The sequence below is a fragment of the Stappia sp. genome (genome assembly GCF_048261845.1).
Taxonomy (GTDB): domain Bacteria; phylum Pseudomonadota; class Alphaproteobacteria; order Rhizobiales; family Stappiaceae; genus Stappia.
This window is the reverse complement of record NZ_JBLXFR010000029.1, coordinates 1-26,234: the sequence shown is the minus strand read 5'-3', so window position 1 is coordinate 26,234 and position 26,234 is coordinate 1. Positions and strand designations below refer to the sequence as shown.

The 26,234-nt window shown below is 66.3% G+C and carries 20 protein-coding genes and 1 pseudogene; 17 read left to right on the top strand and 4 right to left on the bottom strand.

Annotated features, from left to right (window positions below; genetic code table 11):
- Positions 1–45 precede the first annotated feature (45 nt).
- Entirely contained in the window at positions 46–993 is a 948-nt protein-coding gene (locus ACN0T5_RS13030; RefSeq protein WP_417769033.1) for an ABC transporter permease, read from the bottom strand.
- A gap of 116 nt (positions 994–1,109) precedes the next feature.
- Positions 1,110–2,483, bottom strand: a pseudogene (locus ACN0T5_RS13025) (ABC transporter substrate-binding protein).
- A gap of 405 nt (positions 2,484–2,888) precedes the next feature.
- Between ACN0T5_RS13025 and ACN0T5_RS13020 the strand changes: the two are divergent.
- The 15 genes from ACN0T5_RS13020 to ACN0T5_RS12950 all read left to right on the top strand — a co-directional run bounded on the left by ACN0T5_RS13020 (position 2,889) and on the right by ACN0T5_RS12950 (position 21,138).
- A complete protein-coding gene (locus tag ACN0T5_RS13020) occupies positions 2,889–3,278 on the top strand; it encodes a RidA family protein (protein ID WP_417769032.1) in 390 nt (129 codons plus the stop codon).
- Between the two features lie 52 nt (positions 3,279–3,330).
- The gene (locus tag ACN0T5_RS13015) at positions 3,331–4,209 is read left to right on the top strand and encodes a MurR/RpiR family transcriptional regulator (protein WP_417769031.1); all 879 of its coding nucleotides are present in this window, start codon (positions 3,331–3,333) and stop codon (positions 4,207–4,209) included.
- Positions 4,210–4,289: 80 nt separating this feature from the next.
- Positions 4,290–4,877, top strand: coding sequence for an ANTAR domain-containing response regulator (locus ACN0T5_RS13010; protein WP_417769030.1), 588 nt, complete (start codon positions 4,290–4,292; stop codon positions 4,875–4,877).
- 8 nt (positions 4,878–4,885) lie between these two features.
- Entirely contained in the window at positions 4,886–6,067 is a 1,182-nt protein-coding gene (locus ACN0T5_RS13005) for a CmpA/NrtA family ABC transporter substrate-binding protein (RefSeq protein ID WP_417769029.1), read from the top strand.
- Positions 6,068–6,458: 391 nt separating this feature from the next.
- Positions 6,459–7,826 carry a CmpA/NrtA family ABC transporter substrate-binding protein gene (locus ACN0T5_RS13000; RefSeq protein WP_417769056.1) on the top strand — a complete coding sequence of 456 codons (1,368 nt, stop codon included), beginning with the start codon at positions 6,459–6,461 and terminating at the stop codon, positions 7,824–7,826.
- 82 nt (positions 7,827–7,908) lie between these two features.
- The gene (locus tag ACN0T5_RS12995; protein WP_417769028.1) at positions 7,909–8,991 is read left to right on the top strand and encodes an ABC transporter permease; all 1,083 of its coding nucleotides are present in this window, start codon (positions 7,909–7,911) and stop codon (positions 8,989–8,991) included.
- Positions 8,992–8,999: 8 nt separating this feature from the next.
- Complete coding sequence (locus ACN0T5_RS12990; protein ID WP_417769027.1) at positions 9,000–10,793, top strand: ABC transporter ATP-binding protein; 1,794 nt, start codon at positions 9,000–9,002, stop codon at positions 10,791–10,793.
- A gap of 11 nt (positions 10,794–10,804) precedes the next feature.
- Positions 10,805–13,255, top strand: a complete 2,451-nt coding sequence (nirB, locus tag ACN0T5_RS12985; protein WP_417769026.1) for a nitrite reductase large subunit NirB — start codon at positions 10,805–10,807, stop codon at positions 13,253–13,255.
- A 5-nt stretch (positions 13,256–13,260) separates the two neighbouring features.
- A complete protein-coding gene (gene nirD / locus ACN0T5_RS12980) occupies positions 13,261–13,593 on the top strand; it encodes a nitrite reductase small subunit NirD (protein WP_417769055.1) in 333 nt (110 codons plus the stop codon).
- A gap of 6 nt (positions 13,594–13,599) precedes the next feature.
- Complete coding sequence (locus tag ACN0T5_RS12975; protein WP_417769025.1) at positions 13,600–16,278, top strand: molybdopterin-dependent oxidoreductase; 2,679 nt, start codon at positions 13,600–13,602, stop codon at positions 16,276–16,278.
- Positions 16,253–17,410 carry an NAD(P)-dependent oxidoreductase gene (locus ACN0T5_RS12970; RefSeq protein WP_417769024.1) on the top strand — a complete coding sequence of 386 codons (1,158 nt, stop codon included), beginning with the start codon at positions 16,253–16,255 and terminating at the stop codon, positions 17,408–17,410. The genes ACN0T5_RS12975 and ACN0T5_RS12970 overlap by 26 nt, the downstream gene beginning before the upstream one ends.
- A 133-nt stretch (positions 17,411–17,543) precedes the next feature.
- Positions 17,544–18,086, top strand: a complete 543-nt coding sequence (locus tag ACN0T5_RS12965; protein ID WP_417769023.1) for a 3-hydroxyanthranilate 3,4-dioxygenase — start codon at positions 17,544–17,546, stop codon at positions 18,084–18,086.
- 97 nt (positions 18,087–18,183) lie between these two features.
- Positions 18,184–19,170, top strand: a complete 987-nt coding sequence (locus tag ACN0T5_RS12960; protein ID WP_417769022.1) for a TRAP transporter substrate-binding protein — start codon at positions 18,184–18,186, stop codon at positions 19,168–19,170.
- Positions 19,171–19,315: 145 nt separating this feature from the next.
- The gene (locus ACN0T5_RS12955; protein WP_417769021.1) at positions 19,316–19,879 is read left to right on the top strand and encodes a TRAP transporter small permease; all 564 of its coding nucleotides are present in this window, start codon (positions 19,316–19,318) and stop codon (positions 19,877–19,879) included.
- Positions 19,876–21,138 carry a TRAP transporter large permease gene (locus ACN0T5_RS12950; protein ID WP_417769020.1) on the top strand — a complete coding sequence of 421 codons (1,263 nt, stop codon included), beginning with the start codon at positions 19,876–19,878 and terminating at the stop codon, positions 21,136–21,138. The genes ACN0T5_RS12955 and ACN0T5_RS12950 overlap by 4 nt, the downstream gene beginning before the upstream one ends.
- A 9-nt stretch (positions 21,139–21,147) precedes the next feature.
- Here ACN0T5_RS12950 and ACN0T5_RS12945 read toward each other — a convergent pair whose 3' ends face one another.
- Positions 21,148–22,101: a LysR substrate-binding domain-containing protein gene (locus tag ACN0T5_RS12945; protein WP_417769019.1), complete on the bottom strand. Its 954-nt coding sequence runs from the start codon at positions 22,099–22,101 to the stop codon at positions 21,148–21,150.
- A 74-nt stretch (positions 22,102–22,175) separates the two neighbouring features.
- Positions 22,176–22,976 carry an aspartate dehydrogenase gene (locus tag ACN0T5_RS12940; protein WP_417769018.1) on the bottom strand — a complete coding sequence of 267 codons (801 nt, stop codon included), beginning with the start codon at positions 22,974–22,976 and terminating at the stop codon, positions 22,176–22,178.
- Between the two features lie 184 nt (positions 22,977–23,160).
- Here ACN0T5_RS12940 and ACN0T5_RS12935 point away from each other — a divergent pair, with 184 nt between their 5' ends.
- Both ACN0T5_RS12935 and ACN0T5_RS12930 read left to right on the top strand, forming a co-directional pair.
- Positions 23,161–25,341, top strand: a complete 2,181-nt coding sequence (locus ACN0T5_RS12935) for a xanthine dehydrogenase family protein molybdopterin-binding subunit (protein ID WP_417769017.1) — start codon at positions 23,161–23,163, stop codon at positions 25,339–25,341.
- 4 nt (positions 25,342–25,345) lie between these two features.
- Positions 25,346–26,234: dihydrodipicolinate synthase family protein (locus ACN0T5_RS12930; protein ID WP_417769016.1), on the top strand; the 889-nt coding region annotated here is incomplete at its 3' end.

The window sequence follows — 26,234 nt, the reverse complement described above, 5'->3', positions numbered from 1 at the left end:
GCGTCAGGGTTGAAGGGGCAGGTGCGCGAGGGGCGGAGAGGCGGGTCATTTCAGCGACACTCTCGGATCGAGCCAGGCATAGGCGAGATCGACCAGCAGGTTGATGACCATGTAGAGCACCACGATGATCAGGATGACGCCCTGGATGACGGGATAGTCGCGCCGCAGGATCGACTGGACGACAAGGCGGCCGATGCCGGGCAGCGAGAAGACGGTTTCGGTGACCACCGCCTCCGAGACGAGGGCTGCGAAGGTGAAGCCGAAGGCGGCGGCCACGGCGATCAGCGCGTTGCGGAAGACATGCTTTGTCGCGACCTTCCAGGGCGCGAGGCCCTTTGCGCGGGCGGTGCGGACATGGTCCTCGCGCTGCACGTCGAGCATGGAGGCGCGCACCAGGCGGATGATCAGCGCCGCGTTCGGCGCGGCGAGCGTGAAGCTCGGCAACAGCAGGTAGCGCAGGTTGGCAAGGCCGCCCTCGTCGGAAACCGAGGGGAACCCGGACGAAGGAAGCCAGCCGAGCGTCACGGAAAAGATCAGGATCAGGTAGAGGCCGAGCCAGAAGGTCGGGACGGAGGCGAACAACATGGCGCCGCCGGAGGTGACCTGGTCGATCCAGGTGCCGTGGTTCGTCGCCGCTGCGACACCGATCGGCACGCCCAGGAGCACGATCCAGACCATCGTCATGACCGCCAGCAGGACCGAGGTTTCGGCGCCATCTGCAATCACGCTGGTCACCGGCGTGCGAAAGAAGATCGAGGTGCCGAAATCGCCCTGCAGCACGTTGCCGAGCCATAGCAGGTATTGTTGATAGAGCGGCTGGTCGAGACCCATTTCGCGGGTCAGCGCGTCGATTTCCTCCGGCGTGGCACTGTCGCCGAGCAATACCGCTGCCGGATCGCCGGGGATCAGGTGAACGAAGAGGAAGACGAGCAGGGAGGCGGCCAGCAGCGTCGGCACGAGCGCCAACAGTCTCCGCGTCGCATATCCGAGCATGAGCGTATCTTTCCGCGATGTGTCGGGGGGCGGCCAAGTCCGCCCCCGGCCCTTGCATGAGTGTCGTCCGACGGACGGTTTTTCGCAAAGACCGGAGGGGACCGGGAGGAAGCCTCTTACTTGGAGACGTTCCAGAAGTGCGGCCAGATCAGGGTCGCTTCCCCGAGGCCTTCAAGACGGGGCGAGGCGATGTTGTAGGTGTAGATGTCGCCCGTCTTCATTGTCGGGACCTGCTCGTAGATCAGGGCCTGGATCTCGGACCAGAGCTTCTGGCGCTCGGCCGGATCGGAGGAGGCGGTGAACTTCGCCTTGAGCTCCGCCTTCTCCGGAGTTGTCCACCAACCGGGATAGTTGTCGTTCATGACCGAGATCAGGATCGGGTCGGGAACGAAGCCGTGGTGGGTGAAGAACAGGTCCCACTGGTCCGGTTCGGCGCGCTTCTTGATGAGCGTCGCCCAGTCATAGACCTGCAGGTCGATGTTGAAACCGGCCTGGGCGAGCTGCTTGGTGTAGACGATCGCCATGTCGTAGTGGAAGGCGTAGTTGGTCGAGACCATGAACTTGATCGGCTCGCCATTGTAGCCGGCCTCGGCCGCCAGCGACTTGGCCGCGGCCGCGTCGCCCTTGCTGAACTTGTCCGTGCCTGCATCGGTGTACCAGACATTGCCTTCCGGCTGGAACGAGCCGTTGGCGCGCCACAGCTTTTCCGGGCCGATGGCGACCTGAAGGGCCGGCGTCTTGTTCAATGCTGTCTGGATGGCGCGGCGAAGGGCGAAGTTCTCCTTCAGCGGACCGTCCTTGGAATTGAGGAAGACGAGGCCGAAGATCGGGCCGCCATTGAGGATCGTCTTGACGTCCGGATTTGCGTCGAGATCGGCGAAGAGATCGCCGGGGATGTTTTCCGCGTAGTCGTAGTCGCCGGCCTGCAGGCCGCTGACGCGGGTGCCGACATCGGGAACCGGGATGAAGCGCAGGGCGTCGAACTCGGCCTTGCGGGCGCCGCCATAGCCGTTCGGCCCGCCTTCGGGCGAATCGTAGTCGTCGAAGCGGACAAGCTCGACATGGCGGTTCGGCTACCATTCGCCGAAGCGATAGGGGCCGGTGCCGATATACTGTTCGGGCGCGATGGGCTCCTTGCCGGCGCCTGAAACGACGGAGGCCGGATAGATCGCCGGGCCGCCATTGATGAAGGCCATCAGGTTCTTCCAGGGACCGAAGGGCTCCTTCAGGCGGAGGGTGACTTCAAGGTCGCCGGTCGCCTCGACGCTCTCGACATTGGCGAACAGAAGGCTGCCACGCGAGCCGTGCTCGCCCCAGCGCTGCAGCGAGGCGACGACATCGGCCGAGGTCATGTCCTCGCCATTGTGGAAGGTGACGTCCTTGCGCAGGGTGATGACGATGGTCTTGCCGTCATCCTCGATGCGGTCGCTCTCGGCAAGCAGCGGCACGGGCGCGTTGCTGGCATCGAACGTGTAGAGCCCCTCGAACATGTGATGGGCGATGGTGGTCGCGAGATCCGAGGTGATCACGTGCTGGTCAAGGCTGGGCGGCTCGCCGATCGTGGCGTAGCGCAGCGTGCCGGCGGCAAAGGCCGTGCTGGCCATCGACGTCGCAAGGGCGGCGGCGAGTACCGTTTTCCAACGATTCTTTCGAAACATTTCACTCCTCCGGTGCAAGGGACCTCTGGCGGCTCCTGTGGTGTCGGGCCGGATGATCCGCCATCGTCCGACATGTCGGGGCGCGGCGGGTCATCCAACGATCGCCGGCTCTGTGGGCGGCTGCTCGTTATGTAAAAAATTTTCATAAATTGCGAAAACTGTCAAATGGGAATTTGGAAAATCTGCTAAACTGCGGTATGTAATGAAAGAAATTTTCATATCGAATGGAGACGCAGCATGACCCTTGGCATTACTCGCTATGATACGGCCGATCTGGCGGCGGGCGGACAGAAGCGCCCTTTCGCGAAGGCGGTGCGTGCCGGAGACTTCGTCTATGTCTCCGGCCAGGTGCCGGCAGAGGGCGGCGAGATCATCACCGGCGGCATCGTCGCGCAGACGGAAAAGGTGGTGGAGAACATCAAGTCCGTTCTGGCGCTGGCCGGTTGCGGGCTGGAGCATGTCGTCAAGGTCAATGTATGGCTCGACGATGCGCGGGATTTTTCCAGCTTCAACGCCGTGTTCGAGCGGCATTTCATCGACAATCCCCCCGCCCGCTCGACGGTCCAGTCGCCGTTGATGGTGGATGCCAAGGTCGAGATGGATGTCATCGCCTACAAACCCGAATAACCTTGCACCCGACGCGCGTCGCTCCGGCGCGCGGCAGGAGGGCGGGGAGGCCGTGACCAAGGTCATCGACATCATTGCGCAGTTGCGGCGGCTGGACGGGGCATTCGCCAAGCGCGAGCAGCGGGTGGCGGATTATGTGCTCGCCAACCTGGAAACCATCGCCTACCAGCGGCAGAGCGAGATCGCGGCCGGGGCAGGGGTTTCGGATGCCACCGTCAACCGCTTCTGCCAGACGCTCGGCTGCGACGGGTTCAAGGACTTCAAGATCCGCTTCGCACAAAGCGTCGCCGTGTCGCTGCAATATCTCGGCGGACCGGGCAATGACAGCTCGGTCTCCGACCAGCTCGTCGCACAGGTTTTCGGGGCGCTGGTCGACACGCTCAACACGGCGCGCGGACAGCTCGACAGCGCGGCGATACAGGCCGCCATCGACCTGCTTGCCGGGGCAAGGCGCATCATCTTCTTCGGCGTCGGTGGCGGTTCGGCGAATGTGGCGCGGGAGGGCGCGAACCGCTTCTTCCGCCTCGGTATCCCGGCGGAAGCGCATTCGGACGGCTACCTGCAGCGCATGCTTGCCTCGACACTGGAGCGGGGCGACGTGGTCTTCGCGGTCTCGGCCAGCGGCTCGCCGGCGGAGCTGCTCGACAGCGTGGCGATCGCCCGGCAATACGGAGCCCAGACGCTGAGCCTGACCAAGGCGGGTTCGGATCTGGCTCTGGCGACGGACATCACCATCGGCGTCGACCTGCCGGAAGACCAGGACATCTTCAAGCCGAGCGCGTCGCGGCTGGCCTTTACGGCGATTGTCGACGTTCTTGCCGCCGGCGCTGCCCGCAAGCGTCCGGAGCGGGTGAAGGAGTATCTTCGCCGCATCCGAACCTCGCTGATGCCGCTGTCCAAGGATGTCGGTCCGAAGCCGATCGGCGACTGACGCGACGTTTTCCACCGGCTTGCGCTGCGCCGCAGCAAAAGTGTGATTGAACAAATTTACGGCATGCGCATAATATGGGCATGCGCGACCCGCTTTCCATTCTTGTGATCGATGCAAACAGGATCCGCTCGTCCATCATCGAGCAGGGCCTGCGCGATGCCGGCCATGAGCGGGTGATCGTCGTCGACAACATGGACGGCCTTGTGCGGCGGATCACCGAGATCGACCCGGATGTCATCGTCATCGATCTGGAAAACCCCAATCGCGACCAGCTCGAGCACATGTTCCAGGTGTCGCGCGCGGTGCGCCGGCCGATCGCCATGTTCGTCGACCGGTCCGAAAGCGGCGTGATCGAGGCAGCGGTCGACGCGGGCGTTTCCGCCTATGTGGTCGACGGGCTCAAGCGGGAGCGGGTGAAGCCGATCCTCGACATGGCGATCAGCCGGTTCAAGGCGTTCAGCCGGCTGTCCCAGGAGCTGGAGGAGGCGCGCACGGAACTTGCCGACCGCAAGACCATCGAGCGGGCCAAGGGCATCCTGATGCGCAACCGGGGGGTGAGCGAGGACGAGGCTTACCGCCTCCTGCGCAAGGCGGCGATGAACCAGGGGCGACGGATCATCGAGGTGGCCGAAGGGCTGGTCATTTCAAGCGGACTTCTGGAGACGTAGGACACGCGATGAACCGATCCGATGGCGACACGGTGACTGCCGGCTTCATTCCGCTTCTCGACAGCGCGCTGCTGGTCGCGGCCGCCGAACGGGGCTTTGCCGCGGAAGAGGGCGTCGATCTGCGGCTCGTGCGGGAGACCTCGTGGGCGAATATCCGCGACCGCATCGCCATCGGCCATTTCGACGTCGCCCACATGCTGGCGCCGATGCCGATCGCCGCCTCGCTGAACATCACCTCGCTTGCCGTGCCGATGCTGGCACCGATGACGCTGGGGCTCGGGGGCAACGCAATCACGGTGTCGACGGGGCTCTGGCATGCAATGGAGCAGGCCGGTGCGGCGGCGGACGGCGATCCGGCGTCGGCCGGACGGGCGCTGGCCCGGGCGATCACCGCAAGGCCGGCGGATGCGGCGCGCCTGCGTTTCGGCGTGGTCCATCCCTTTTCCGGTCACGCCTACGAGTTGCGCTACTGGCTGGCCGCCTCGGGCATCCATCCGGATCGTGACGTGGAAATCACCGTGCTGCCGCCGTCATTGATGGCGGACGCGCTGAAGGCCGACCGGCTCGACGGTTATTGCGTGGGCGAACCGTGGAACACGGCCGCCGCTCTTGCAGGAACCGGACGGATCGTCACCACCAAGGCAGCGATCTGGCCGGGCAGTCCGGAAAAGGTGCTGGGCGTGACCCGCAAGTGGGCGCAGGCCAACGGCGCAACGCTGGCGACGCTCATCCGGGCGCTGGCGAAGGCTGCGGTCTGGTGCGGGGACGCGGCCAATCATGCGGACCTTGCGGCGCTTTTGAGCGGGCCGGACTATCTCGATTGTCCGGCCGAATGGTGTCGGCCGGCGCTGGGCGGACGTGTCGCCCTGTCGCGTGATACGGTGCTGTCGATGCCCGATTTCCTCTCCTTCACGGCGCCGGGCGCCCTGCAGCCCTCCACCGATCACGCGCTGTGGTTCTACAGTCAGATGCTGCGCTGGGGGCAGGTGGAGCACGATCCGCGGCGCGAGGCGATTGCCCGCGAAACCTACCGGCCCGATCTCTTCGCCGCGGCCGTGCCGAAGACCGTAGTGCCGGGCGCTGACGCGCTTCCGGGCCAGGCAGAACCGCCGCAGCGCTTCTATGACGGGGTCGAATTCACCCCGCAGGACATTGCCGGCTATGTTGCAAGCTTTCCCATCCGCGCCTGACGCCTCCCGCGCTTGAAACGTCATTGCCTTGTTTTGTGCGTTGCACAAGAATTGGTCAGATGCCCTGCCTCTTTGCCTCGCCTTTCGGCGCTGCGCTGCCTGGCCTGCTCCTGGGCTCTTCCGGAAAATCCAGTTGAATCAATGTCCCCGGCGATTTCGTCCGATTGGCATGTCTCCTGCATTGAAGTAACCGGGCCAAAGATGGCCACGACATAACGCGTCCAAGGACGGACGCTTCGGCAAAGCCGCCGTTGAGAACGACCAGCGCCCTCCCGCGCCGGTGTCTCGACGGCGGCTTTTTTGTTGGTGACGCGGGCAGGCCGGGGGCGTGCCACGCGCAGGAGGGAGAACAGTCGTGATCCATATCCCGCTTTCCATCACGCGACAGGCGATGACCGGGCTTCTCGGCCTTGCCGTCGTGGCGGCGACACCGCTTGACGCCCGGACCGAGATGCTGCTGCCGGAAAAGGACGAGCTGAAGTTCGGCTTCATCAAGCTGACCGACATGGCGCCGCTGGCGATTGCCTACGAGAAGGGCTTCTTCGAGGAGGAGGGCCTGTTCGTGACGCTTGAGCCGCAGGCCAACTGGAAGGTGCTGCTCGACCGTGTGATAACCGGCGAACTCGATGGCGCCCACATGCTGGCCGGCCAGCCGCTGGCCGCGACCATCGGCTTCGGCACCAGGGCGCATATCGTGACGCCGTTCTCGATGGACCTGAACGGCAACGGCATCACCGTGTCCAACGAGGTCTGGGAGATGATGAGGCCGCATCTGGAGATGCAGGCCGACGGCAAGCCGGTGCATCCCATTCCCGCCAGCGCCCTGAAGCCGGTCGTCGACAGTTTCAAGGCGCAGGGCCGGCCCTTCAACATGGGCATGGTGTTTCCGGTCTCGACCCACAATTACGAGCTGCGCTACTGGCTCGCCTCCGGCAACATCCATCCCGGCTTCTATTCCACGTCCGACATCTCCGGGCAGATCAAGGCCGACGCGCTCCTGTCCGTCACCCCGCCGCCGCAGATGCCGGCAACGCTCGAGGCCGGCACGATCAGCGGTTATTGCGTTGGCGAGCCGTGGAACCAGCAGGCGGTGTTCAAGGGCATCGGCGTTCCGGTGATCACCGATTACGAGATCTGGAAGAACAATCCGGAGAAGGTCTTCGGCCTGACCAAGGAGTTCACCGAGGCCAATCCGAACACCACGATTGCCCTGACCAAGGCGTTGATCCGCGCGGCGCGCTGGCTTGACGAGAACGACAATGCCAACCGGATGGAGGCGGTCGAGATCCTGTCGCGGCCCGAATATGTCGGCGCCGATGCGGAAGTCATCGCCAATTCGATGACCGGCACGTTCGAATACGAGAAGGGCGACAAGCGCGACGTTCCGGACTTCAACGTCTTCTACCGCTACTACGCGACCTATCCCTACTATTCCGATGCGGTCTGGTACCTCACCCAGATGCGCCGCTGGGGCCAGATCGGCGAGCACAAGCCCGATGACTGGTATGCCGAGGTGGCAAAGAGCGTCTACCTGCCGGACGTCTACCTGAAGGCGGCGCGGATGCTGGTCGAGGAAGGCCATGCGGAGGAGGGCGAGTTCCCCTTCGAAAGCGACGGCTACCGCGCCCCGACACCGGCCACGGATGTCATCGATGCCATCCCCTATGACGGCCGTACCCCCAACGCCTACATCGACAGCCTGCCGATCGGTCTGAAGGGCAACCAGGTCGTCGACGGCAACGAGGTGGTCGGCGGCTGAGGCCGCCCGCGCCCGGCCGTCGGCGGTGCCGCCTGGCCGGGTGTTCTCCCAGCATCTCGCGCAAGGACAAGGACTTCACGACATGGCAAATGCCGAAACCGCCACCATCGATGCCCCGGTCGTCGGCCGCCGCCGCGCACGGCTGCTTGCCGGCCTTGGCCGCGCCGCCGGCTGGCTCGATGCGCTCGGCCTCTCCTTCCTGGTGCCGCTTGCCCGGCTGGCGCTGGGTGACAGCCCGCGCGAGCAGCTCGGGCAGTTGAAGCGCGTGCTGGTCATCCCGATGATCGGCATCGTCGCCTTCCTCGTCGCCTGGGCGGCCTTCGCCCCGAAGATCCAGACGTCGCTCGGTGCCGTGCCAGGGCCGGCTGCGGTGTGGGAGCAGGCAGGCAACCTTTGGGACGACCACCTGCGGGAACGCGAGAAGGCGGCCGCCTTCTACGAGCGTCAGGACATGCGCAACGCCAAGCTGGAAGCCGCCGGTCAGCATGACCGGGTGAAGTGGCGCAGCTATACCGGCAAGCCGACCTATCTCGACCAGATCGCCACCTCGCTGGTTACCGTGGGCCTCGGCTTCGTCATCGCAACGCTGATCGCCGTGCCGCTGGGCATCGCCTCGGGCCTCTCGCGAACCGTCAACGGCGCGATCAATCCGCTGATCCAGATCTTCAAGCCGGTGTCGCCACTGGCCTGGCTGCCGATCGTGACGATGATCGTCTCTGCCCTTTATGCGGACCCGGCCGACTGGCTGCCCAAGTCGCTGCTCATTTCGGCGGTGACGGTGACGCTGTGCTCGCTCTGGCCGACCCTGATCAACACCGCGCTGGGCGTTGCCTCGGTCGACAAGGACCTGATGAATGTCGGCCGGGTGCTGCAACTGCCCACCCGCAAGACGGTGATGAAGCTGGTGCTGCCCTCGTCGCTGCCGCTGATCTTCACCGGTCTGCGCCTGTCGCTGGGCGTCGGCTGGATGGTTCTGATTGCGGCCGAGATGCTGGCGCAGAACCCGGGGCTGGGCAAGTTCGTCTGGGACGAGTTCCAGAACGGTTCCTCGCAGTCGCTGGCGCGCATCATGGTGGCGGTGTTCACCATCGGGCTGATCGGCTTCGCCCTCGACCGGGTGATGTATGCGCTGCAGCGCGCCTTCACCTTCTCCGCGACACGGTGAGGGGCGTCATGACGATTCTCGAGATTTCCAGGCTTTCCAAGTCCTTCGGCGAGGGCAAGACGCGCAAGGACGTGCTCGCCGATATCGACCTCAAGGTTGGCGAGGGCGAGTTCATCGCCATTGTCGGCTATTCCGGCACCGGCAAGACGACGCTGATCTCGCTGCTCGCCGGTCTCGTCGAGCCCGATCAGGGCGGCGTCATCTTCAAGGGGCGCGAGATCGACGGCCCGGGTCCGGAGCGCGGCGTCGTCTTCCAGTCCTATTCGCTGATGCCGTGGCTCTCGGTCTTCGGCAACGTGATGCTGGCCGTCGATAGCGTGTTCGCGAATTTGCCGAAGGCGGAGCGGATCGCGATCGCCGAGAAATACATCGCGATGGTCGGTCTTGCCCATGCCCGCGACCGCAAGCCGGCGGAGCTTTCCGGCGGCATGCGCCAGAGGGTGTCCGTCGCCCGTGCGCTTGCCATGCGCCCCGAGGTGCTGTTGCTCGACGAACCGCTGTCGGCGCTCGACGCCCTGACCCGGGCGAAACTGCAGGACGAGTTCGCGGCGATCTGCAACGAGGAAAAGAAGACCATCGTCCTCATCACCAATGACGTGGACGAGGCAATCCTGCTCGCCGACCGGATCATCCCGCTGGTTCCGGGCAGCCCTGCGACACTGGGACCGGCATTCGCCGTGCCTTTCGCCCGCCCGCGCGACCGGGGCGAGCTCAACCACGACGACGCCTTCATCGCGCTGCGTGCCGAGGTTACCGCCTATCTGATGGAGGCCGGCGCGGGCCGCGATGCGGGCGCAGCGCGCGATCTCGTGCTGCCAAACGTGGTGCCGATCGGCCAGCGGCCGGGGAGGTCCGCGAAGGGGCGTGCCCCGAACGATCCGGCGACCGATACGCCGCCGGCGGCCTATGGCCAGGCATCCGCTGGCGCACGCATCGAGCGCTATCTCGAATTCAGCCAGTTGAAGAAGGTCTATCCGACGCCGAAGGGGCCGCTCACCGTGGTCGACGGCTTCGAGCTCTCCATGGCCAAGGGCGAGTTCGTCACGCTGATCGGCCATTCGGGCTGCGGCAAGTCGACGGTGCTGTCCATGGCCGCCGGCCTCAACCCGATCACCGAGGGAACGGTGATCCTCGACGGCACCCATGTGACGAAGGCCGGTCCCGACCGGGCGGTGGTCTTCCAGGCGCCGTCGCTGGTGCCGTGGCTGACGGCCTATGACAATGTCGCGCTCGGCGTCGACCAGGTCTATCCGCATGCGAGTTCGGCCGAACGCCGGGACATTGTCGAATATTACCTTGCCCGCGTCGGACTTGCCGACAGCATGGACCGGGCGGCGAGCGATCTCTCCAACGGGATGAGGCAGCGGGTGGGCATCGCCCGGGCCTTCGCCTTGTCGCCAAAGCTCCTTCTGCTCGACGAACCCTTCGGCATGCTCGACAGCCTGACCCGTTGGGAATTGCAGGACGTCCTGATGGACGTGTGGGCCCGCACGCGCGTGACCGCGGTCTGCGTCACCCATGACGTCGACGAGGCCATCCTGCTCGCCGACCGGGTGGTGATGATGTCGAACGGGCCGAACGCCCGCATCGGCAACATCATGGAGGTGGACCTGCCGCGACCGCGCTCGCGCAAGGCACTGATCAACCACCGCGACTACTACGCCTATCGCGAGGAACTGCTCGATTTCCTGGAAGCCTACGAGGGCGGCGCAAATCCGGGGCCGGAGCAACTCAGCGCCATCACCGCCAAACGGGCGTCGCGGATTGCGCGCCAGAAGGCTGCCGCCGAAGCGGCCGAATAGGAGGAACCGCCATGACCGTCAAACAGAAACTCGTGGTGGTCGGCGCCGGGATGGCGTCCGGCCGGATGCTGGAAAACCTGCTGGAAGCGGCGCCCGATGCCTATGACGTAACGCTGTTCGGCGCCGAACCTCGCGGCAATTACAACCGCATCATGCTGTCGCCGGTCCTGTCCGGGGAAAAGAGCTACGAGCAGATCATCACCCATGATGCGGCCTGGTATGCCGCAAACGGGATCGACTGCCGCTTCGGCGAGACGGTGACGCGGATCGACCGGTCCGCCAAAACCGTGACGACGACGGCGGGCGAGACTTCCTATGATAAGCTGGTGATCGCCACCGGCTCGGCGCCCTTCATCATTCCGATTGCCGGCCGCGACCTGCCGGGCGTGCGCGCCTTCCGCGATCTCGACGATGTAGAGGCGATGGTGGAGGCGGCGGCGCGACCCGGCGCGAAAGCCGTGGTGATCGGCGGCGGGCTGCTCGGGCTCGAGGCTGCGGCGGCGCTCCGCTCGCGCGGCATGGAGGTGGTGGTCCTGCACCTGATGGGACACCTGATGGAGCGGCAGCTCGATCCGGCCGCCGGCCACCTGCTGCGACGGGAACTGGAAGGGCGCGGCATCACCGTCCATACCGAGGCGCAGACCAAGGCGATCCTTGGCGAGGACCGCGCCGAGGCGGTGCTCCTCGACGACGGGACGGTCTATCCCGCCGATCTGGTGGTGATGGCCGTCGGCATCCGCCCGGAAGTGCGCATCGCCGTCGATGCCGGGCTTGACGTGGAGCGCGGCATTGTCATCGACGACCGGACCCTGACCTCCGATCCGGACATCCTGGCGATCGGCGAATGCGTGGAGCACGAGCGCGTCTGCTACGGTCTGGTGGCTCCGCTCTACACGATGGCGGGCGTCGCGGCCAGGACACTGCTCGGCACGGAGGCTGCCTTCCGGCCGCTGGAGACGGCGACACAGCTCAAGGTAACCGGCGTCAGTCTCTATTCCGCCGGAGACTTCGCCGATGGCGAGGACCGCGACGAAATCGTGCTGCGCGATGCCGCGGCCGGCGTCTACAAGCGCCTGGTGCTGAAGGAAAACCGCATCATCGGCGCGGTGCTCTATGGCGAGGCGGGGGACGGCCCCTGGTTCTTCGACCATATCCGCAACCGCACCGACATTTCCGACATGCGCGAAACGCTGATCTTTGGTCAGTCGTACCAGGGAGGTGCCCCGCTGGACCCTACGGCGGCCGTTGCAGCCTTGCCGCCTGAGGCGGAAATCTGCGGCTGCAACGGCGTTTGCAAGGGAACCATCGTCACGGCCATCGAGACGGGCGGGCTGACCACGCTCGACGAGGTGCGCGCCCATACCAAGGCGTCGGCGTCCTGCGGCACCTGCACCGGGCTGGTCGAGCAACTGATGCAGGCCACGCTCGGCGAGGCCTTCGCGGTGCAGACGGTCAAGCCCGTCTGCGGCTGCACGCATCTTGGTCACGACGAGGTGCGCAGGCTGATCAAGGCAAAGGAGCTGAAGAGCATTCCGGCGGTGATGCAGGAGCGCGAATGGACTTCGTCGGGCGGCTGCGCCAAGTGCCGTCCGGCACTCAACTACTATCTCGTCTGCGACTGGCCGGACGAATATGCCGACGACTACCAGTCGCGCTTCATCAACGAGCGGGTGCATGCCAACATCCAGAAGGACGGAACCTATTCAGTCGTGCCTCGCATGTGGGGCGGGGTGACCTCGGCGGCGGAACTTCGCGCAATCGCCGACGTGGTCGACAAGTTCGACATCCCGACGGTCAAGGTCACCGGCGGCCAGCGCATCGACATGCTCGGCATCCGCAAGGAGGACCTGCCGGAGGTCTGGTCCGACCTGGGCAAGGCGGGCTTCGTCTCGGGTCACGCCTATGCCAAGGGTCTGAGGACCGTGAAGACCTGCGTCGGTTCGGACTGGTGCCGTTTCGGCACGCAGGATTCGACCGGGCTCGGCATTGCCATCGAGAAGTTCATGTGGGGCTCCTGGACCCCGGCCAAGGTGAAGATGGCGGTGTCGGGATGCCCGCGCAACTGCGCCGAGGCGACCTGCAAGGATGTCGGGGTGATCTGCGTCGACAGCGGCTTCGAGATCCATTTCGCCGGAGCCGCCGGTCTCGACATCAAGGGCACGGAAGTGCTCGGCCATGTCGCGACCGAGGAAGAGGTGATGCGCCACATCGTGGCACTGGTGCAGATGTACCGGGAGCAGGGCCACTATCTGGAGCGCATCTACAAATGGGCCAAACGCATCGGCCTCGACGAGATCCGCCGGCAGATCATGGACGAGCCGGAACGGCGCGAGGCCTATTACGAGCGTTTCGTCTTCTCGCAGAAATTCGCCCAGGTGGACCCGTGGTCGGAGCGCGTCTCCGGCAAGGACAAGCACGAGTTCAAGCCTCTGGCGACGCTGGAACTGGAGGCTGCCCAATGACGGCGATGACGACGGACTGGATCGAGATCGGCCAGCTGGAAGACGTCCCGCGCGAAGGCGCGCGGCTGATCAGGACGCCGTCAGGCTGCATTGCCGTGTTCCGCACGGCGGGCGACGAGGTGCATGCGCTCGATGATCGTTGTCCGCACAAGGGCGGCCCGCTCAGCCAGGGCATCGTCCACGGCACGTCGGTGACCTGCCCCTTGCACAACTGGGTCTTCGACCTTTCCACCGGTCTGGCGCAAGGCGCCGACGAGGGGCGGGTCGCGACCTATCCGGTGCGCGTGCGGGACGGGGTGCTGCAGATTGCCGCCGGCAAGCTTGTGGCGGAGGGATGACGAACCATGCCGGATAGCGTGCGCACGACCTGTCCCTATTGCGGTGTCGGCTGCGGGGTGATCGCCACCCGGCAGGACGACGGCCGGGTGAGCGTTGCGGGCGATCCCGGGCATCCGGCGAATTTCGGCCGGCTCTGTTCGAAGGGGTCGGCGCTTGCCGACACGCTTGCCGATCCGGACCGGCTTCTCTTCCCGGAAATCGCGGGCAAGCGGGCGGACTGGGACGAGGCGCTCGACCTTGTCGCCGCGCGCTTTGCGGAGACGATCGCCGAGCACGGGCCGGACAGCGTTGCCTTTTACGTGTCCGGGCAGATCCTCACCGAGGACTACTACGTCGCCAACAAGCTGATGAAGGGATACATCGGCTCGGCCAATATCGACACGAACTCTCGCCTGTGCATGGCCTCGTCGGTCGCCGGTCACCGTCGTGCCTTCGGTTCCGACACGGTGCCGGGAACCTATGAGGACCTGGAGGAGGCCGATCTCGTCGTGCTCGTCGGCTCGAACCTCGCCTGGTGCCATCCGGTTCTCTACCAGCGGCTGGAGGCGGCGCGCGCGCGGCGTCCGGAGCTGAGGCTGGTGGTGATCGACCCACGCCGCACGGCGACGGCGGCGAGCGCCGACCTGCATCTGGCGCTGGCACCCGACACGGATGTGGCGCTTTACAACGGATTGCTTGCCGCCCTGGAGCGCGCAGGGCGTATCGACCGCGCCTATGTCGCGGAGCATACGCACGGGCTGGAGGCGGCGCTCGACATCGCGCGCGGCTTCGACATTGCGTCGGTTTCGGCGGCAACGGGGCTTGCGAGCGCGGACATCGGCCGCTTCTACCAGTGGGTGGCGGAAACACCGAAGACGGTGACGGTCTACAGCCAGGGGGTGAACCAGTCGGTTGTCGGCACCGACAAGGTGAATGCAATCCTCAACACCCATCTGGCGAGCGGTCGCATCGGCCGGCCCGGCTGCGGACCTTTCTCCGTGACGGGCCAGCCCAACGCCATGGGCGGACGCGAGGTCGGCGGCCTTGCCAACATGCTGGCCGCCCACATGGCGATCGAGAACCCGGCGCATCGCGGCCTCGTGCAGGATTTCTGGAAAAGCCCGCGCATCGCCGAACGTCCCGGGCTGAAGGCGGTGGAGATGTTTCAGGCGGTGCGCGAGGGGCGCATCAAGGCGATCTGGATCATGGCCACCAATCCGGTCGACAGCCTGCCGGACGCGGATGGCGTAGGTGAAGCCCTCGCGGGTTGCGACTTCGTCGTCGTCTCGGACGTCACCCGGCGCACGGACACCGTGCCGTTTGCCGACGTGCTGCTGCCGGCCGCCGCCTGGGGCGAGAAGGACGGCACCGTGACCAATTCCGAGCGACGGATCTCGCGCCAGCGCGCCTTTCGCGCTCCGCCCGCCGAGGCGCGTCCGGACTGGTGGGCGTTGACACAGGTTGCCAGGCGGATGGGCTTCGCCGAGGGCTTTGCGTATCGGCGGCCCGCCGACATCTACCGCGAGCATGCGGGGTTGTCGGCCGAGCGGAACGATGGGGCCCGCGACTTCGACATCGGTGCGCATGCGGCGATCAGGGCCGCGGAATACGACGCGCTCGAACCCTTTCAGTGGCCGCTCCGCGCCGATGGCGGGGGCACGGCGCGGTTCTTCGCGGACGGCGGCTTTTATACGCCGGACGGCCGTGCGGCGATCTGGCCGGTCGAATACCGGGCGCCCCGGATGCGCGAGCGGCGCTATCCGCTGGTGCTCAACACGGGGCGCATTCGCGACCAGTGGCACATGATGACGCGCACCGGCCTGAGCACGCGGCTTCTGACCCACATGGCCGAACCCTTCTGCGAGATCCATCCGCGCGATGCGGCGCGTGCCGGCATCGCCGATGCAACCCTTGTCCATGTGGAAAGTCCGCAAGGGCGGGTCCTGCTGCGTGCCCTCGTCAGCGACCGGGCGCGGGAAGGGTCGGTCTTCGTGCCGATGCACTGGAGCGACCAGTTCGCGGCCGCCGGCCGGATCGATGCGTTGGTGGCGCCAGACACGGACCCGGTGTCGGGTCAGCCTGGGTCGAAATTCACGCCCGTTGCGCTGCGTCCCTTCGCGGCCGGCTGGTACGGCTTCGCCGTGCTGCGCGAGAGGCCGCGAGAGCTTTCCGCCGACTACTGGGCCATCGCCCCGGTCGAGGGCGGCTGGCGGGTCGAGATCGCGGGAACCGGAGCCGTGGACGCCGGGCAACTTGCGGCGATGTTCGGCATTTCGCGTGCACCGGGCGCGGACCGGCTCACCTACCGCGATACGGCCAGCGGCGAGGAGCGGCTAGCCTGCTGGGACGGCGGGCAGCTCACCGCAGCGGTGTTCACGGCCCCCGTTCCCGTCGCCGTGTCGCGCTCCTGGGCGTGCGGGCTGCTTGCGGCCGGGTTCGCGTCGCCGCGCGACAGGGCCATGGTGCTGGCCGGGCGGCCGGGCGGCGACAGGCCCGACGAGGGCGCCATCGTCTGCGCCTGCCGCAATGTCGGGCTGAACCGGATCGCGGCGGCGATCGCGGCGGGTGCGCGCGATGTGGCGGCGGTCGGAGAGGCGGTCGATGCGGGAACGCAATGCGGGTCGTGCCGCTCCGAGATCGGCGCGCTCGTGGCGAGGTTCAGAACCCTGGAGGATGCGGATGAGCAGATCGCGGAAGCCGTCTGAAGCGGAGAGGCGGCGGGTGCCGCCGCGCATGGGGCGGCTTGCGTGCCTGCCCGTCTTCCTGCCGCTCGAGGGCCAGAAGGTGCTCGTTGCCGGCGGCTCGGACGCGGCCGCCTGGAAGGCGGAGCTGCTGGCGGCCTGCGGGGCGGACGTGCATGTCTTCGCGCCGACCTGCGGAGCGGTCATGGCGGCCCTGATTGCCGAGGGTGCCGCCGCCGGATCCCTCGTGCATCACACCGTGGCATGGAGCCCGGAGCGGCTTCACGGCATGGCGCTTGCCGTGGCGGACGCGCAAGACGAGGCGGAAGCGGCGGCATTTGCTGAGGCTGCGGCCCTTGCCGGCGTTCCCTGCAACGTGATCGACAGGCCGGACCACTGCCAGTTCCGGTTCGGTTCCATCGTCAATCGCTCGCCGGTGGTCATCGGCATCTCGACGAGTGGCGCAGCGCCCGTTCTCGGGCAGGCGATCCGCCAGCGGATCGAGACCTTGCTGCCGCTGTCGCTTGCCGGCTGGGCAGAGCTTGCCACCGGACTGCGCGGCCGGGTGATGGACGTGCTCGCGCCCGGTGCCGGGCGGCGTGCCTTCTGGGAGGGCTTCGTGCGGCGCGCCTTCGCCGGTCCCCTCGATGCGGTGGCGGAAGCCGGTGTCCGCTCGTTGCTGGCGCGTATCGCGGCGTCACCGGACATGGCGCGGGGGCGGGTGACGCTGGTCGGCGCCGGACCGGGGGACGCCGGTCATCTCACCATGAACGCCATCCGGGCTCTGCAAGCCGCCGACGTGGTGCTCTACGACACCGGGGTCTCCGGGGAGGTGCTGGAACTGGCGCGGCGCGAGGCAAGGCGCATGCTTGTCGGTTCGGTGACGGGTGAGGGCGAGGCAGGGGGCGAGGGCGCTCGGCTCGCCGCGACGCTGGCCGGTCAGGGACGGGAGGTGGTGCGGTTGGTGCCGGGTGATCCGCGTGAGGCGAAGGGCTGCGGGCTGGCCGGTGACTTGCGGGCGCTTGGAGTGAGCGTCGAGATCGTCGCCGGCATCCGGGAAGGCGGCATGGAGACGGGTCTGGAAACGGGCCGGATTGCCGGAAAAGCTCGGACGGAGGCCGGCCAGGTCCTGTCTGGTTATCCGGTTTCGTTATAGCGCCTTCGAATATTGGTATTTGATTGACATATCACTCTGCCGTCTCCTGAACTGCGAAATGCGTGTGGACGATCGTCGGTAAATCGCCCGAGAAACGGTCGCCGCAAGCCAGTTCAGTGCGGGAGCCCCATCAATGTCGAGACTGTCGGCCTTCAATTTCCAGAAATGGATCGACGAGCACAAGCACCTGCTGAAGCCGCCGGTCGGCAACCAGCAGGTCTGGAAGGACGCAGACCTGATGGTCACCGTCGTCGGCGGGCCGAACAAGCGCACCGACTATCACGACGATCCGGTCGAGGAGTTCTTCTACCAGCTCAAGGGCGACATGCTCCTCAAGGTGTATGACGGCACGGAGTTCTACGACGTGCCGATCCGCGAGGGCGAGATCTTCCTGTTGCCGCCGCATGTGCGCCATTCGCCGCAGCGCCCGCAGGAAGGCTCCATCGGTCTTGTGGTCGAGCCGGCACGCCCGGAGGGCGCGCTCGATGCGATCGAGTGGTACTGCTTCGAGTGCCAGCACCTGGTGCACCGCTCCGAGCTCGACCTTGAGTCCATCGTCGACGACCTGCCGCCGGTCTACAAGGCGTTCTACTCGTCCGAGGAAGCACGCACCTGCCCCAATTGCGGCACGGTTCATCCGGGCAAGGAACCGCCGGAAGGCTGGGTGAAGCTCTGAACGCCGGCAGCGCCGGCTGCCTCTTCAAACTCCAATCGTTTTCATCAGCATCGTGCCGGGCGCCCGAAGGGCCTTCCCGGCGAGGGAGGAGCATGACATGAAATCCGTATCTCATCTGGTTCGCCTGGTTCCCGCAGCAGCCCTGGCGTTTTCGCTTGGCATGGGAGCTGCCCAGTCGAAGGAGTTCCGGCTCGGCCTGATCACGCCGCCGCCGCATATCTGGACGGTGGCGGCAACGGCCTTCGGCGATGAATTGAAGTCGGCGTCCGGCGGCAAGCACAGCGTCACGGTGTTCCCCTCGCAGCAGCTCGGCAACGAGGCGCAGATGATGCAGCAGCTGCAGACCGGCGCGCTCGACATGGCCTTCCTGACCATTGCCGAAGTGTCGAACCGGGTGCCCGATTTCGGGGCCTTCTACGCGCCTTACCTTGCTGACGATGTCGCCCATGCCGGCCGCATCCTGCGTTCCGACGTGGCCAAGGAGCTTCTGACGGGTCTGCCGCAGAAGGCCGGCGTCGTCGGTATCGGCTATTCCATGGGCGGCCTTCGCCAGATCGTCAGCCGCGACCCGGTGACGAGTGCCGCCGACCTTGCCGGCAAGAAGCTGCGGATCACGCCGTTCGAGCCGATCAAGGACTTCTACAACGCGCTTGGCGCCGCCTCGACGCCGATGCCGCTGCCGGCCGTCTATGACGCGCTCGCCAACGGCCAGGTCGACGCCATCGACATGGACGCGGAGCTGATCTGGGCGCTCAAGTACTATGAGCATGCCGACACGATCCTGATCTCCAACCACATGATGTTCCCGATGGTGGGGCTGGTCTCTGCCCGCGTCTGGCAGACGCTGCCGGAAGAGGACCGCGCGATGATCGGCAAGCTGATGGCGCGCCATCTCGACGGGGCGATCGACACCTATGTCCAGAAGGAAGGCGACTGGCTGCTCTCCGTCGAGGGAACCGGCCGGACCATTGTCGAGGCCGATGCGGTGTTCTTTGCCGATGCGATCGGCAAGTGGGAAGCGATCTGGAACGAGAAGGCCCCGGTCCTCAAGGACCTGCGCAAGGTCGCCGAGGAAACGCGCTGAGGCATGGCCGGGGCGCCCCCTTGCGGGGGGCTCCGGTTGTCGTGTGAAATGGCTCCGTGATCAGGGCGCGGATTGGCCGCCACGGTGGTTTGTCCGCGCTTTTTCATGACGGACCCGCGCGGGCGCGGGCGACGGGAGACAAGGGATGCTTTACCGGCTGTCCGCCCTGTGGGCGCGTGCGGAGATCTCTCTCGCCGCGCTTCTTGCCGCACTGGTCACCGTCCTCATCCTCGTCAACGTCGCGACACGCTCGGCCCGCATGGCGATCTACTGGATCGACGAGGCGGCGATCTACGCGATGATCTGGATGACCTTCCTCGCCGCGTCCGCCGCCGTCCACCAGCGTACAGCCGTTGCCGTGACGCTGATCCCCGACATGCTGAAGGGGCGTTCCAGGGCCGGGCTCACCGTCGTGCTCGATCTTGTGGCGCTGGGCTTCGGCCTCGCCATCGCGTGGTTCTGCTGGATCTGGTTCGACCCGGCGGGCTTTGCCGCCACCGGCTTCGATGTCGAGGCATTTCAGGGCGCCACCTTCAATTTCATCTACGCGGAGCCGACAACCACGCTCGGCATCCGCAAGGCCTGGGTCTGGCTGATCATGCTGATCTTCTCCTTCGGCTTCGTGCTGCATGCGCTGGCCAACCTGTCGCGCTCGCTGCCCGCCGTCCTCAACGGGGGCGACGACGCTTCCGCGGGAGATGCCGCATGACCGGCGCGGTCTTTCTGGTCCTGCTCTTCGCCGGCGTCCCGATCAGCCTGGTGCTCTGCCTGTCGGCGGTCTGGTATATCCACGCGAGCGAAAACACCGTTCTTTATGCCAGCTTCGCCCAGCAGCTGTTTTCAGGTGTGGAGAGCTACGGCCTGCTCGCCATTCCGCTGTTCATGCTGACCGGCGAGTTGATGAACGAGGGCGGGCTGACGCAGCGCCTGATCCAGGCCGCGCGCGTCTTTGTCGGCGGGTTTCGCGGCGGGCTCGCCTATATCAACCTGCTCGCCAACATGTTCATGGCGGCGATCATCGGGTCGGCTGCCTCGCAGATCGCGGTGATGTCGCGGGCGATGGTGCCGGCGATGGAGGCTGAGGGCTACCGGCGCGAATTCGCCGCCGCGACGACGGCCGCCGGCGGGTTGCTGTCGCCGATCATTCCGCCGTCGATGTTGTTCGTCATCTATGGCGTGCTCGCACAGATCCCCATCGGCGACATGTTCATGGCCGGCATCGTCCCGGGACTGATCCTGTCCGCGTCTTTCTTCGTCATCGTCACGCTGGTCGGTCTGCGCGAGGGATTCCCGCAAGGGCGCTGGATGTCGTCGCCGGAAGTGCGTGCCGCGCTGATCGACTGCCTGCCGGCCTCGCTCATTCCCATCGCCATCGTCGGGGGCATCCTGCTCGGCATTGCCACGCCGACGGAATCGGCCGCCGTCGCCTCGCTGGTGGCGCTGGTGATCGGCCGGTTCGTCTATGGCGAGCTGAAACTTGCCCGGCTCGCGGCGCTGTTCGTGCGCACCGCGACCAATTCGAGCCTGGTGATCTTCCTGATCGCCGCCGCCAATGTCTTCGGCTGGGTGATCATCTATGAGGCGATCCCGCAGAAGCTCGCGGCCCAGATCATCACGCTGACCGAGGATCCCTTCGTCTTCCTGCTGATCGTCAATCTGGTGCTGTTCGTGATCGGCATGGTGATCGACGGGATTGCCGCGCTGATCCTGGTGGTGCCGATCCTGCTGCCGATCGCCCAGCAGCACTACAATGTCGATCCCTACCAGTTCGGGGTGATCGTCTGTCTCAATCTGGTGCTGGGACTGTTGACGCCGCCGGTCGGCGCCGGGCTCTACATCGCCTCGGCCATGAGCGGTGCGCGGCCGATGGCGATCTTCCGCGCGCTCTATCCGTTCCTCGCGGCGGTGGCGCTGGTCCTGCTGCTGCTCAGCTGGGCGCCGATCCTGTCGACGGTCCTGATCAGGTAGGCGGCCTCTTCAGAAACTTCCCGCGACGGCGCGCAACTGCTCGAGGAAATAGCTGACGGCGGGCGTCAGGCCCTTGCCCTTGCGATAAGAGACGCCGACGGGTCCGATGGGGATCGGCACGTCCCAGGGCAGGCGGGCCAGGATGCCGGCGGCGATGTCGTGGTCGACGACATGGCTCGGCAGCATGCCGATCATGGTCGAGTTGGCGAGCAGGCTGCGATTGGCGAGGAAGGAGACGGATTCCACCGCATTGATCGGCGAGGACAGGCCATGGTCGAGAAAGACCAGGTCGATCTGCCGGCGCAGGGTGGTTTCCGGCGGCGGCAGGATCCAGCCATATTCCATCATGTCGGTGAAACCGACGCGCTTGCGCGATACCAGCGGATGGTTGACGCCGGTCACCGCGATCACCTTTTCCTCGTAGAGGCGCTCCTGCAGCAATTCGTCCCGGTGGCGGTGCGTGGGAAGCCGGCCGACGACAAGATCGAGTTCGCCCGAGCGCAGCGCCGGCATCAGCACCTCGTTGGTGCCTTCCTGGATCTTGATGGAAAGGTTGGGTTTTTCCGCCAGCACCCTGGTGATCGTCCGGGGCAGGAGAAGCGAGGAGGCGGCAAGCAGCGTGCCGATGACGATGCGGCCGCTGGACCCTTCGGCGAGGTCGTCGAGCTCCTGCGCGGCGTGGGAGATCTGGGCAAAGATCAGCTTGCCGTGCCGGGCGAGCGCCTCGCCGTAAATGGTCGGCACCACGCCGCGATTGGTGCGCTCGAACAACATGACGCCGAAGTCGGCCTCAAGGTCCTTGATCAGCTTGGTGGCGGCCGGCTGGGACAGGTTCAGTTCGCGCGCCGCATGCAGGATCGAACTGTGCCGTTCGACGGCGACCAGCAGGCGAAGCTGCTTCAGCTTCAGCCGCGTGAGAATGCGTTCGACGATGCGGAAATGCTTCTGGGTCGGTTCGCTCATCGGACCTTGCGCCGTTGCGCGAGCCGCCGCCGCCGGGCGGTCGCCGCTTTCAGGCGGTAGCCGATCCATGTCGGTCACGCAACCAGGATCGGGGTCTCGAGCGACAGCGCGGCATGGATCATGCTCATGGCCGTGAGCGCGGACGACTTCGGATTGTCGGCCAGCGGCCGGCCCTGCAGGCGCAGCGTGAACGTGCCGAACTCGCCCTCCGCTTCCAGTTCGTGGCAGTTGGCGGTGCAGGCCGGGTCGGCGATCAGTTCGACCTCGGTCGCGTCGAAGCCGATACCGGCCAGGGCAATGCTGGCGGTGACATTGGCATTCTTCGGGTAGAGCTGTGCTGCCTCGCGGGCGGAGCCGCGAAAATGGGTGCGCGCGGCATCGAGGCGGTCGAGGTCGAGGATGGTTTCCGCCGGTGTGCCGCGCCAGCTCGCCGGCGGCTTGCGGCCGCGATAGGTCACCCGGGCAAGACCGCCCTCGCGCGCGGAGGCCAGAACGTCGAGCCCGCCGATGGCGCCGGCGGCGATGCGCAGCCTGGCGTTGCCGTCCCGGGCGGCGGCGGCCAGCGTGTCCCTCAACGTGTCATCGGCCAGCGCGCCGGCTGACACGCTGGTCAGGTCGATGCCCTGGCGGAGGATCTTCTCGCCATGGGCGATCAGCCCGCTATGGCCGGCGCAGTCGAGCACCAGGTCCGGGCGTGCGGACAGTTCGCAGATGTCGCCGACAACGGTCACGCCATCGCCCATTGCCGCGCGCGCCGCATCGAGACCCTTCGCCCGGCCGATGACCCCGGCAAGGCGGATGCTCTCGCGGCCGGCAAGCGCGGCCGCGACATGCCGCGCGATGGCGCCGTATCCGATGATGGCGACGAGCTTCATTCACTGCTCCGGTGTTGCTGGGAACCTCATGCAATTCTGCGGCAGGCCGAGGAGGTTTGATATCCAATATACGGATAGCAGATTTGAAACATGATATTTGCCGCGATATCTGAAGGGCGTCACTCTCCGGCAAACCCCATCCGGGCCTGTTCGTGGTCCAGCCTCAGAAAGCGGGTAGCTTGCCGTGACGATCGATATCGCAGGCCATGTGGTGGCCGGCCATACTTCCGCTGATGATGCGCCTGTCCGCGGTGAAGCGCAGATCGGTCGTGCGGTGCGGCGGCGTGAGGACGACGCCCTGGTCACCGGACGCGGCCGATATGTGGCCGACGTGCCGCTCGACAACCCGTTGCATGTCGCCTTCGTGCGCAGTCCGATGCCGACAGGTGCGATCCTTGCCTGCGACGGCGCGGCCGCGCTGGACATGGCGGGCGTTGCCGGTTTCGCCTGCGGCGAGGATGTCAGGCATCTCGGCCGGCTCAGCGTCAATCCCGTTTTGACGATCGAGGGCGAAGCGCCGTTTCCGGTGCTCGCCGACGGTCATGTCGCCGCCGTCGGGCAGCCGGTCGCTGCCGTCTTCGCCGAAAGCCGGGCGCTTGCCCAGGACGCGGCGGACATGGTGATGGTCGATATCGACGATGCGGGCGAGGGCCTGTCTCCGGAGGGCGACACACGCATCTCGGGCGACTGGCGGCAGGGCGATGTCGAGGCCGCGATGGCGTCGGCCGCCCATGTCGTCGAGGTTCGCGTCGAGCATCCGCGCCTGGCGCCCTCGCCGCTGGAACCGCGCGGCATCGCGGTCGCGTTCGATCCCGCGACGGAAAGCGTCACCGTCTGGCACTCGACGCAGACACCGCATCGCGCACGGCGGGAACTGTCCCGTATCCTCGGCGTCGAGGAGGCGCGCATCGCGGTCGAGGCACCGGATGTCGGCGGGGCTTTCGGCATGAAGGCGTCGCTCTATCCGGAAGAGGTTCTGACCGTGTGGGCGGCCTTCCGCTTTCGCCGCGACATGCGCTGGATCGCCTCGCGAGCTGAGGACCTGCTGTCGGCCAGCCACGGGCGCGGGGCAACCAGCCGGGGACGGCTGGCGGTGGATACAGAGGGGCGTTTTCTCGCCCTTTCCGCCGAGATCGAGTGTCCGCTCGGGCACTGGCTGCCCTCGAGCGCGGCGATCCCGCCGTGGAATGCAGGTCGCATCCTGCCGGGCGGCTATGCGCTTGACGTCATCGATGTGCGGTCGCGCGCGCGGCTTTCCAACAGCGCTCCCGTCGGCATCTATCGCGGCGCGGGCCGGCCGGAGGCGAACTGCCTGATGGAACGGCTGGTCGACGAGGCCGCCGCGGCGACCGGTCTCGATCCGCTGGAGATCCGCCGGCGCAACCTGCTTTCTCCCGAGAGCTTTCCGCATCGCACGGCAAGCGGGGTGACGCTCGATTCCGGTCGCTACGGCGCGCTGCTCGACACGCTGGCGGAAGAGGCCGGCTATGCGGACCTGCGCGAGGCGGTCGCCGGACGCCGGGCGCAAGGGGAGATCGTCGGCCTGGGGCTCGGCTTTTACATCGAGCCTTGCGGCACCGGCTGGGAAAGCGCCCGGGTGACGTTGCATCCCGATGGCCGTGCCGAAGTGGCGGCCGGCGGCAGCAGCCAGGGGCACGGACGCGAGACGGCCTTCGCCCAGATCGTTGCCGACCGGCTGGGGCTGCCGCTGGAACGGGTGGCGGTCCGGCACGGTTCGACGCAGGACTGCCCGACCGGGATCGGTGCGCTGGCGAGCCGCAGCACGGCGATCGGCGGCGGTGCGCTCGTGACAGCCTGCGACGAGGTGCTGGCGAAGCGTCAGGCCGGCGAAGACGCGGATGCGCCGGTGAGTGCCGAGGTGGTCTACGAGACCGAGGGCGAAGCCTGGGGCTACGGCGCCTATCTGGTGCTTCTGTCTGTTGACCCGGATACAGGCATGCCGACCATCGAGCGCGCCCACTGCGTCGACGACATAGGCACGGTGATCAATCCGATGATGGTCGAGGGGCAGATCCGCGGCGGCTTTGCACAAGGGCTTGGCGAGGCGCTGATGGAGCGTGTCGTTTATGACGGCGACGGCCAGCTCGTGACGGGCTCCCTGATGGACTACGCGCTGCCGCGCGCCTCCGACATGCCGCCGCTTGCCATCGGCAAGACGGTGACGCCCTCGCCCTTCAACCCGCTCGGCGCCAAGGGGGTCGGCGAAGCCGGCACGATCGGGGCGCCGGCGGCCATCCTCAACGCCGCCATCGACGCGCTGCGTCCGTATGGCGTCACCGACCTTGCCATGCCGCTCACCGCCGAAAGGCTGTGGGAGGCGCTTCGTACCGCCCGAAAGAGGTGACCAGATGAATTATTCCCGGCTTGATGCCAAGGACCATGCCCGTGCCAACATGAAGGGCATCTGGGCCGCCGCGCTCAATCCCTTCAACGAGGACTTCTCGTTCAATGAGGCGGGCCTGAGGGCCAATATCCGCCACTGGGTCGACGATCTCGGCATTGCCGGACTGTTCATCGCCGGCAAGCAGGGCGAGTTCTTTTCCATGTCGCTCGACGAGCGCAAGCGCAATTTCGAGATCGCGGTCGAGGAGACGGCCGGCCGGGCGGGAACGATCATGTCCTGCTCGGACCAGAATTTCGACACGGTGCTCGAACTGGCGAAACATGCCGAGGCGGTCGGTGCCGACTATATCGTCGTGCATGCGCCGGTCCTCAACTTCGTTACCGACCAGGACGACACGGTCTACGAATATTACAAGGCGATCTGCGAGAAGGTGAATATCGGCATCGCCATGTGGAGCCATCCGGACTCCGGCTATCTGATGAGCCCGGAACTGTGCGCCCGCGTTGCCGAACTGCCCAATATCGTGGCCATCAAGTACAGCGTCCCGCGGCCCATGTATGTGAAGCTCACCGAGATGGTCGGCGACAAGATCCTGGTCTCCACCGCGTCGGAGGAGGAGTGGCTCGACAACATTCTCGAGCTTGGCTGGCAGCTTTACCTGTGTTCCTCGCCGCCCTACCTGCTGCAGAGCGCGAAGGATCGCCGCATGCACGATTACACGCAGGCGGCCTTTGCGGGCGATGCCGCGCGGGCGCGGGAAATCAAAGCCAGCCTCGATCCGGTGCGCAAGGCATTGAGGGGCACGCGCCCGGGCGGCAAGCCGCAGGCGCACCAGAAATACTGGCAGGAGCTGCTCGGCCAGGTCGGAGGGCCGGTGCGCCCGCCGCTGCTTC

Excerpts from the sequence above, each read along its gene's own strand:
- ACN0T5_RS12960 (WP_417769022.1), top strand. The coding sequence starts at position 18,184 with ATGAAATCCGTATCTCATCTGGTTCGCCTGGTTCCCGCAGCAGCCCTG.
- ACN0T5_RS13030 (WP_417769033.1), bottom strand. The coding sequence starts at position 993 with ATGCTCGGATATGCGACGCGGAGACTGTTGGCGCTCGTGCCGACGCTG.
- ACN0T5_RS12990 (WP_417769027.1), top strand. The coding sequence starts at position 9,000 with ATGACGATTCTCGAGATTTCCAGGCTTTCCAAGTCCTTCGGCGAGGGC.
- ACN0T5_RS13000 (WP_417769056.1), top strand. The coding sequence starts at position 6,459 with ATGACCGGGCTTCTCGGCCTTGCCGTCGTGGCGGCGACACCGCTTGAC.
- ACN0T5_RS12940 (WP_417769018.1), bottom strand. The coding sequence starts at position 22,976 with ATGAAGCTCGTCGCCATCATCGGATACGGCGCCATCGCGCGGCATGTC.
- ACN0T5_RS12945 (WP_417769019.1), bottom strand. The coding sequence starts at position 22,101 with ATGAGCGAACCGACCCAGAAGCATTTCCGCATCGTCGAACGCATTCTC.
- ACN0T5_RS12965 (WP_417769023.1), top strand. The coding sequence starts at position 17,544 with ATGTCGAGACTGTCGGCCTTCAATTTCCAGAAATGGATCGACGAGCAC.
- ACN0T5_RS12955 (WP_417769021.1), top strand. The coding sequence starts at position 19,316 with ATGCTTTACCGGCTGTCCGCCCTGTGGGCGCGTGCGGAGATCTCTCTC.
- nirD (WP_417769055.1), top strand. The coding sequence starts at position 13,261 with ATGACGACGGACTGGATCGAGATCGGCCAGCTGGAAGACGTCCCGCGC.
- ACN0T5_RS12995 (WP_417769028.1), top strand. The coding sequence starts at position 7,909 with ATGGCAAATGCCGAAACCGCCACCATCGATGCCCCGGTCGTCGGCCGC.
- ACN0T5_RS12975 (WP_417769025.1), top strand. The coding sequence starts at position 13,600 with ATGCCGGATAGCGTGCGCACGACCTGTCCCTATTGCGGTGTCGGCTGC.
- ACN0T5_RS12950 (WP_417769020.1), top strand. The coding sequence starts at position 19,876 with ATGACCGGCGCGGTCTTTCTGGTCCTGCTCTTCGCCGGCGTCCCGATC.
- ACN0T5_RS13005 (WP_417769029.1), top strand. The coding sequence starts at position 4,886 with ATGAACCGATCCGATGGCGACACGGTGACTGCCGGCTTCATTCCGCTT.
- nirB (WP_417769026.1), top strand. The coding sequence starts at position 10,805 with ATGACCGTCAAACAGAAACTCGTGGTGGTCGGCGCCGGGATGGCGTCC.
- ACN0T5_RS12970 (WP_417769024.1), top strand. The coding sequence starts at position 16,253 with ATGAGCAGATCGCGGAAGCCGTCTGAAGCGGAGAGGCGGCGGGTGCCG.
- ACN0T5_RS13010 (WP_417769030.1), top strand. The coding sequence starts at position 4,290 with ATGCGCGACCCGCTTTCCATTCTTGTGATCGATGCAAACAGGATCCGC.
- ACN0T5_RS13020 (WP_417769032.1), top strand. The coding sequence starts at position 2,889 with ATGACCCTTGGCATTACTCGCTATGATACGGCCGATCTGGCGGCGGGC.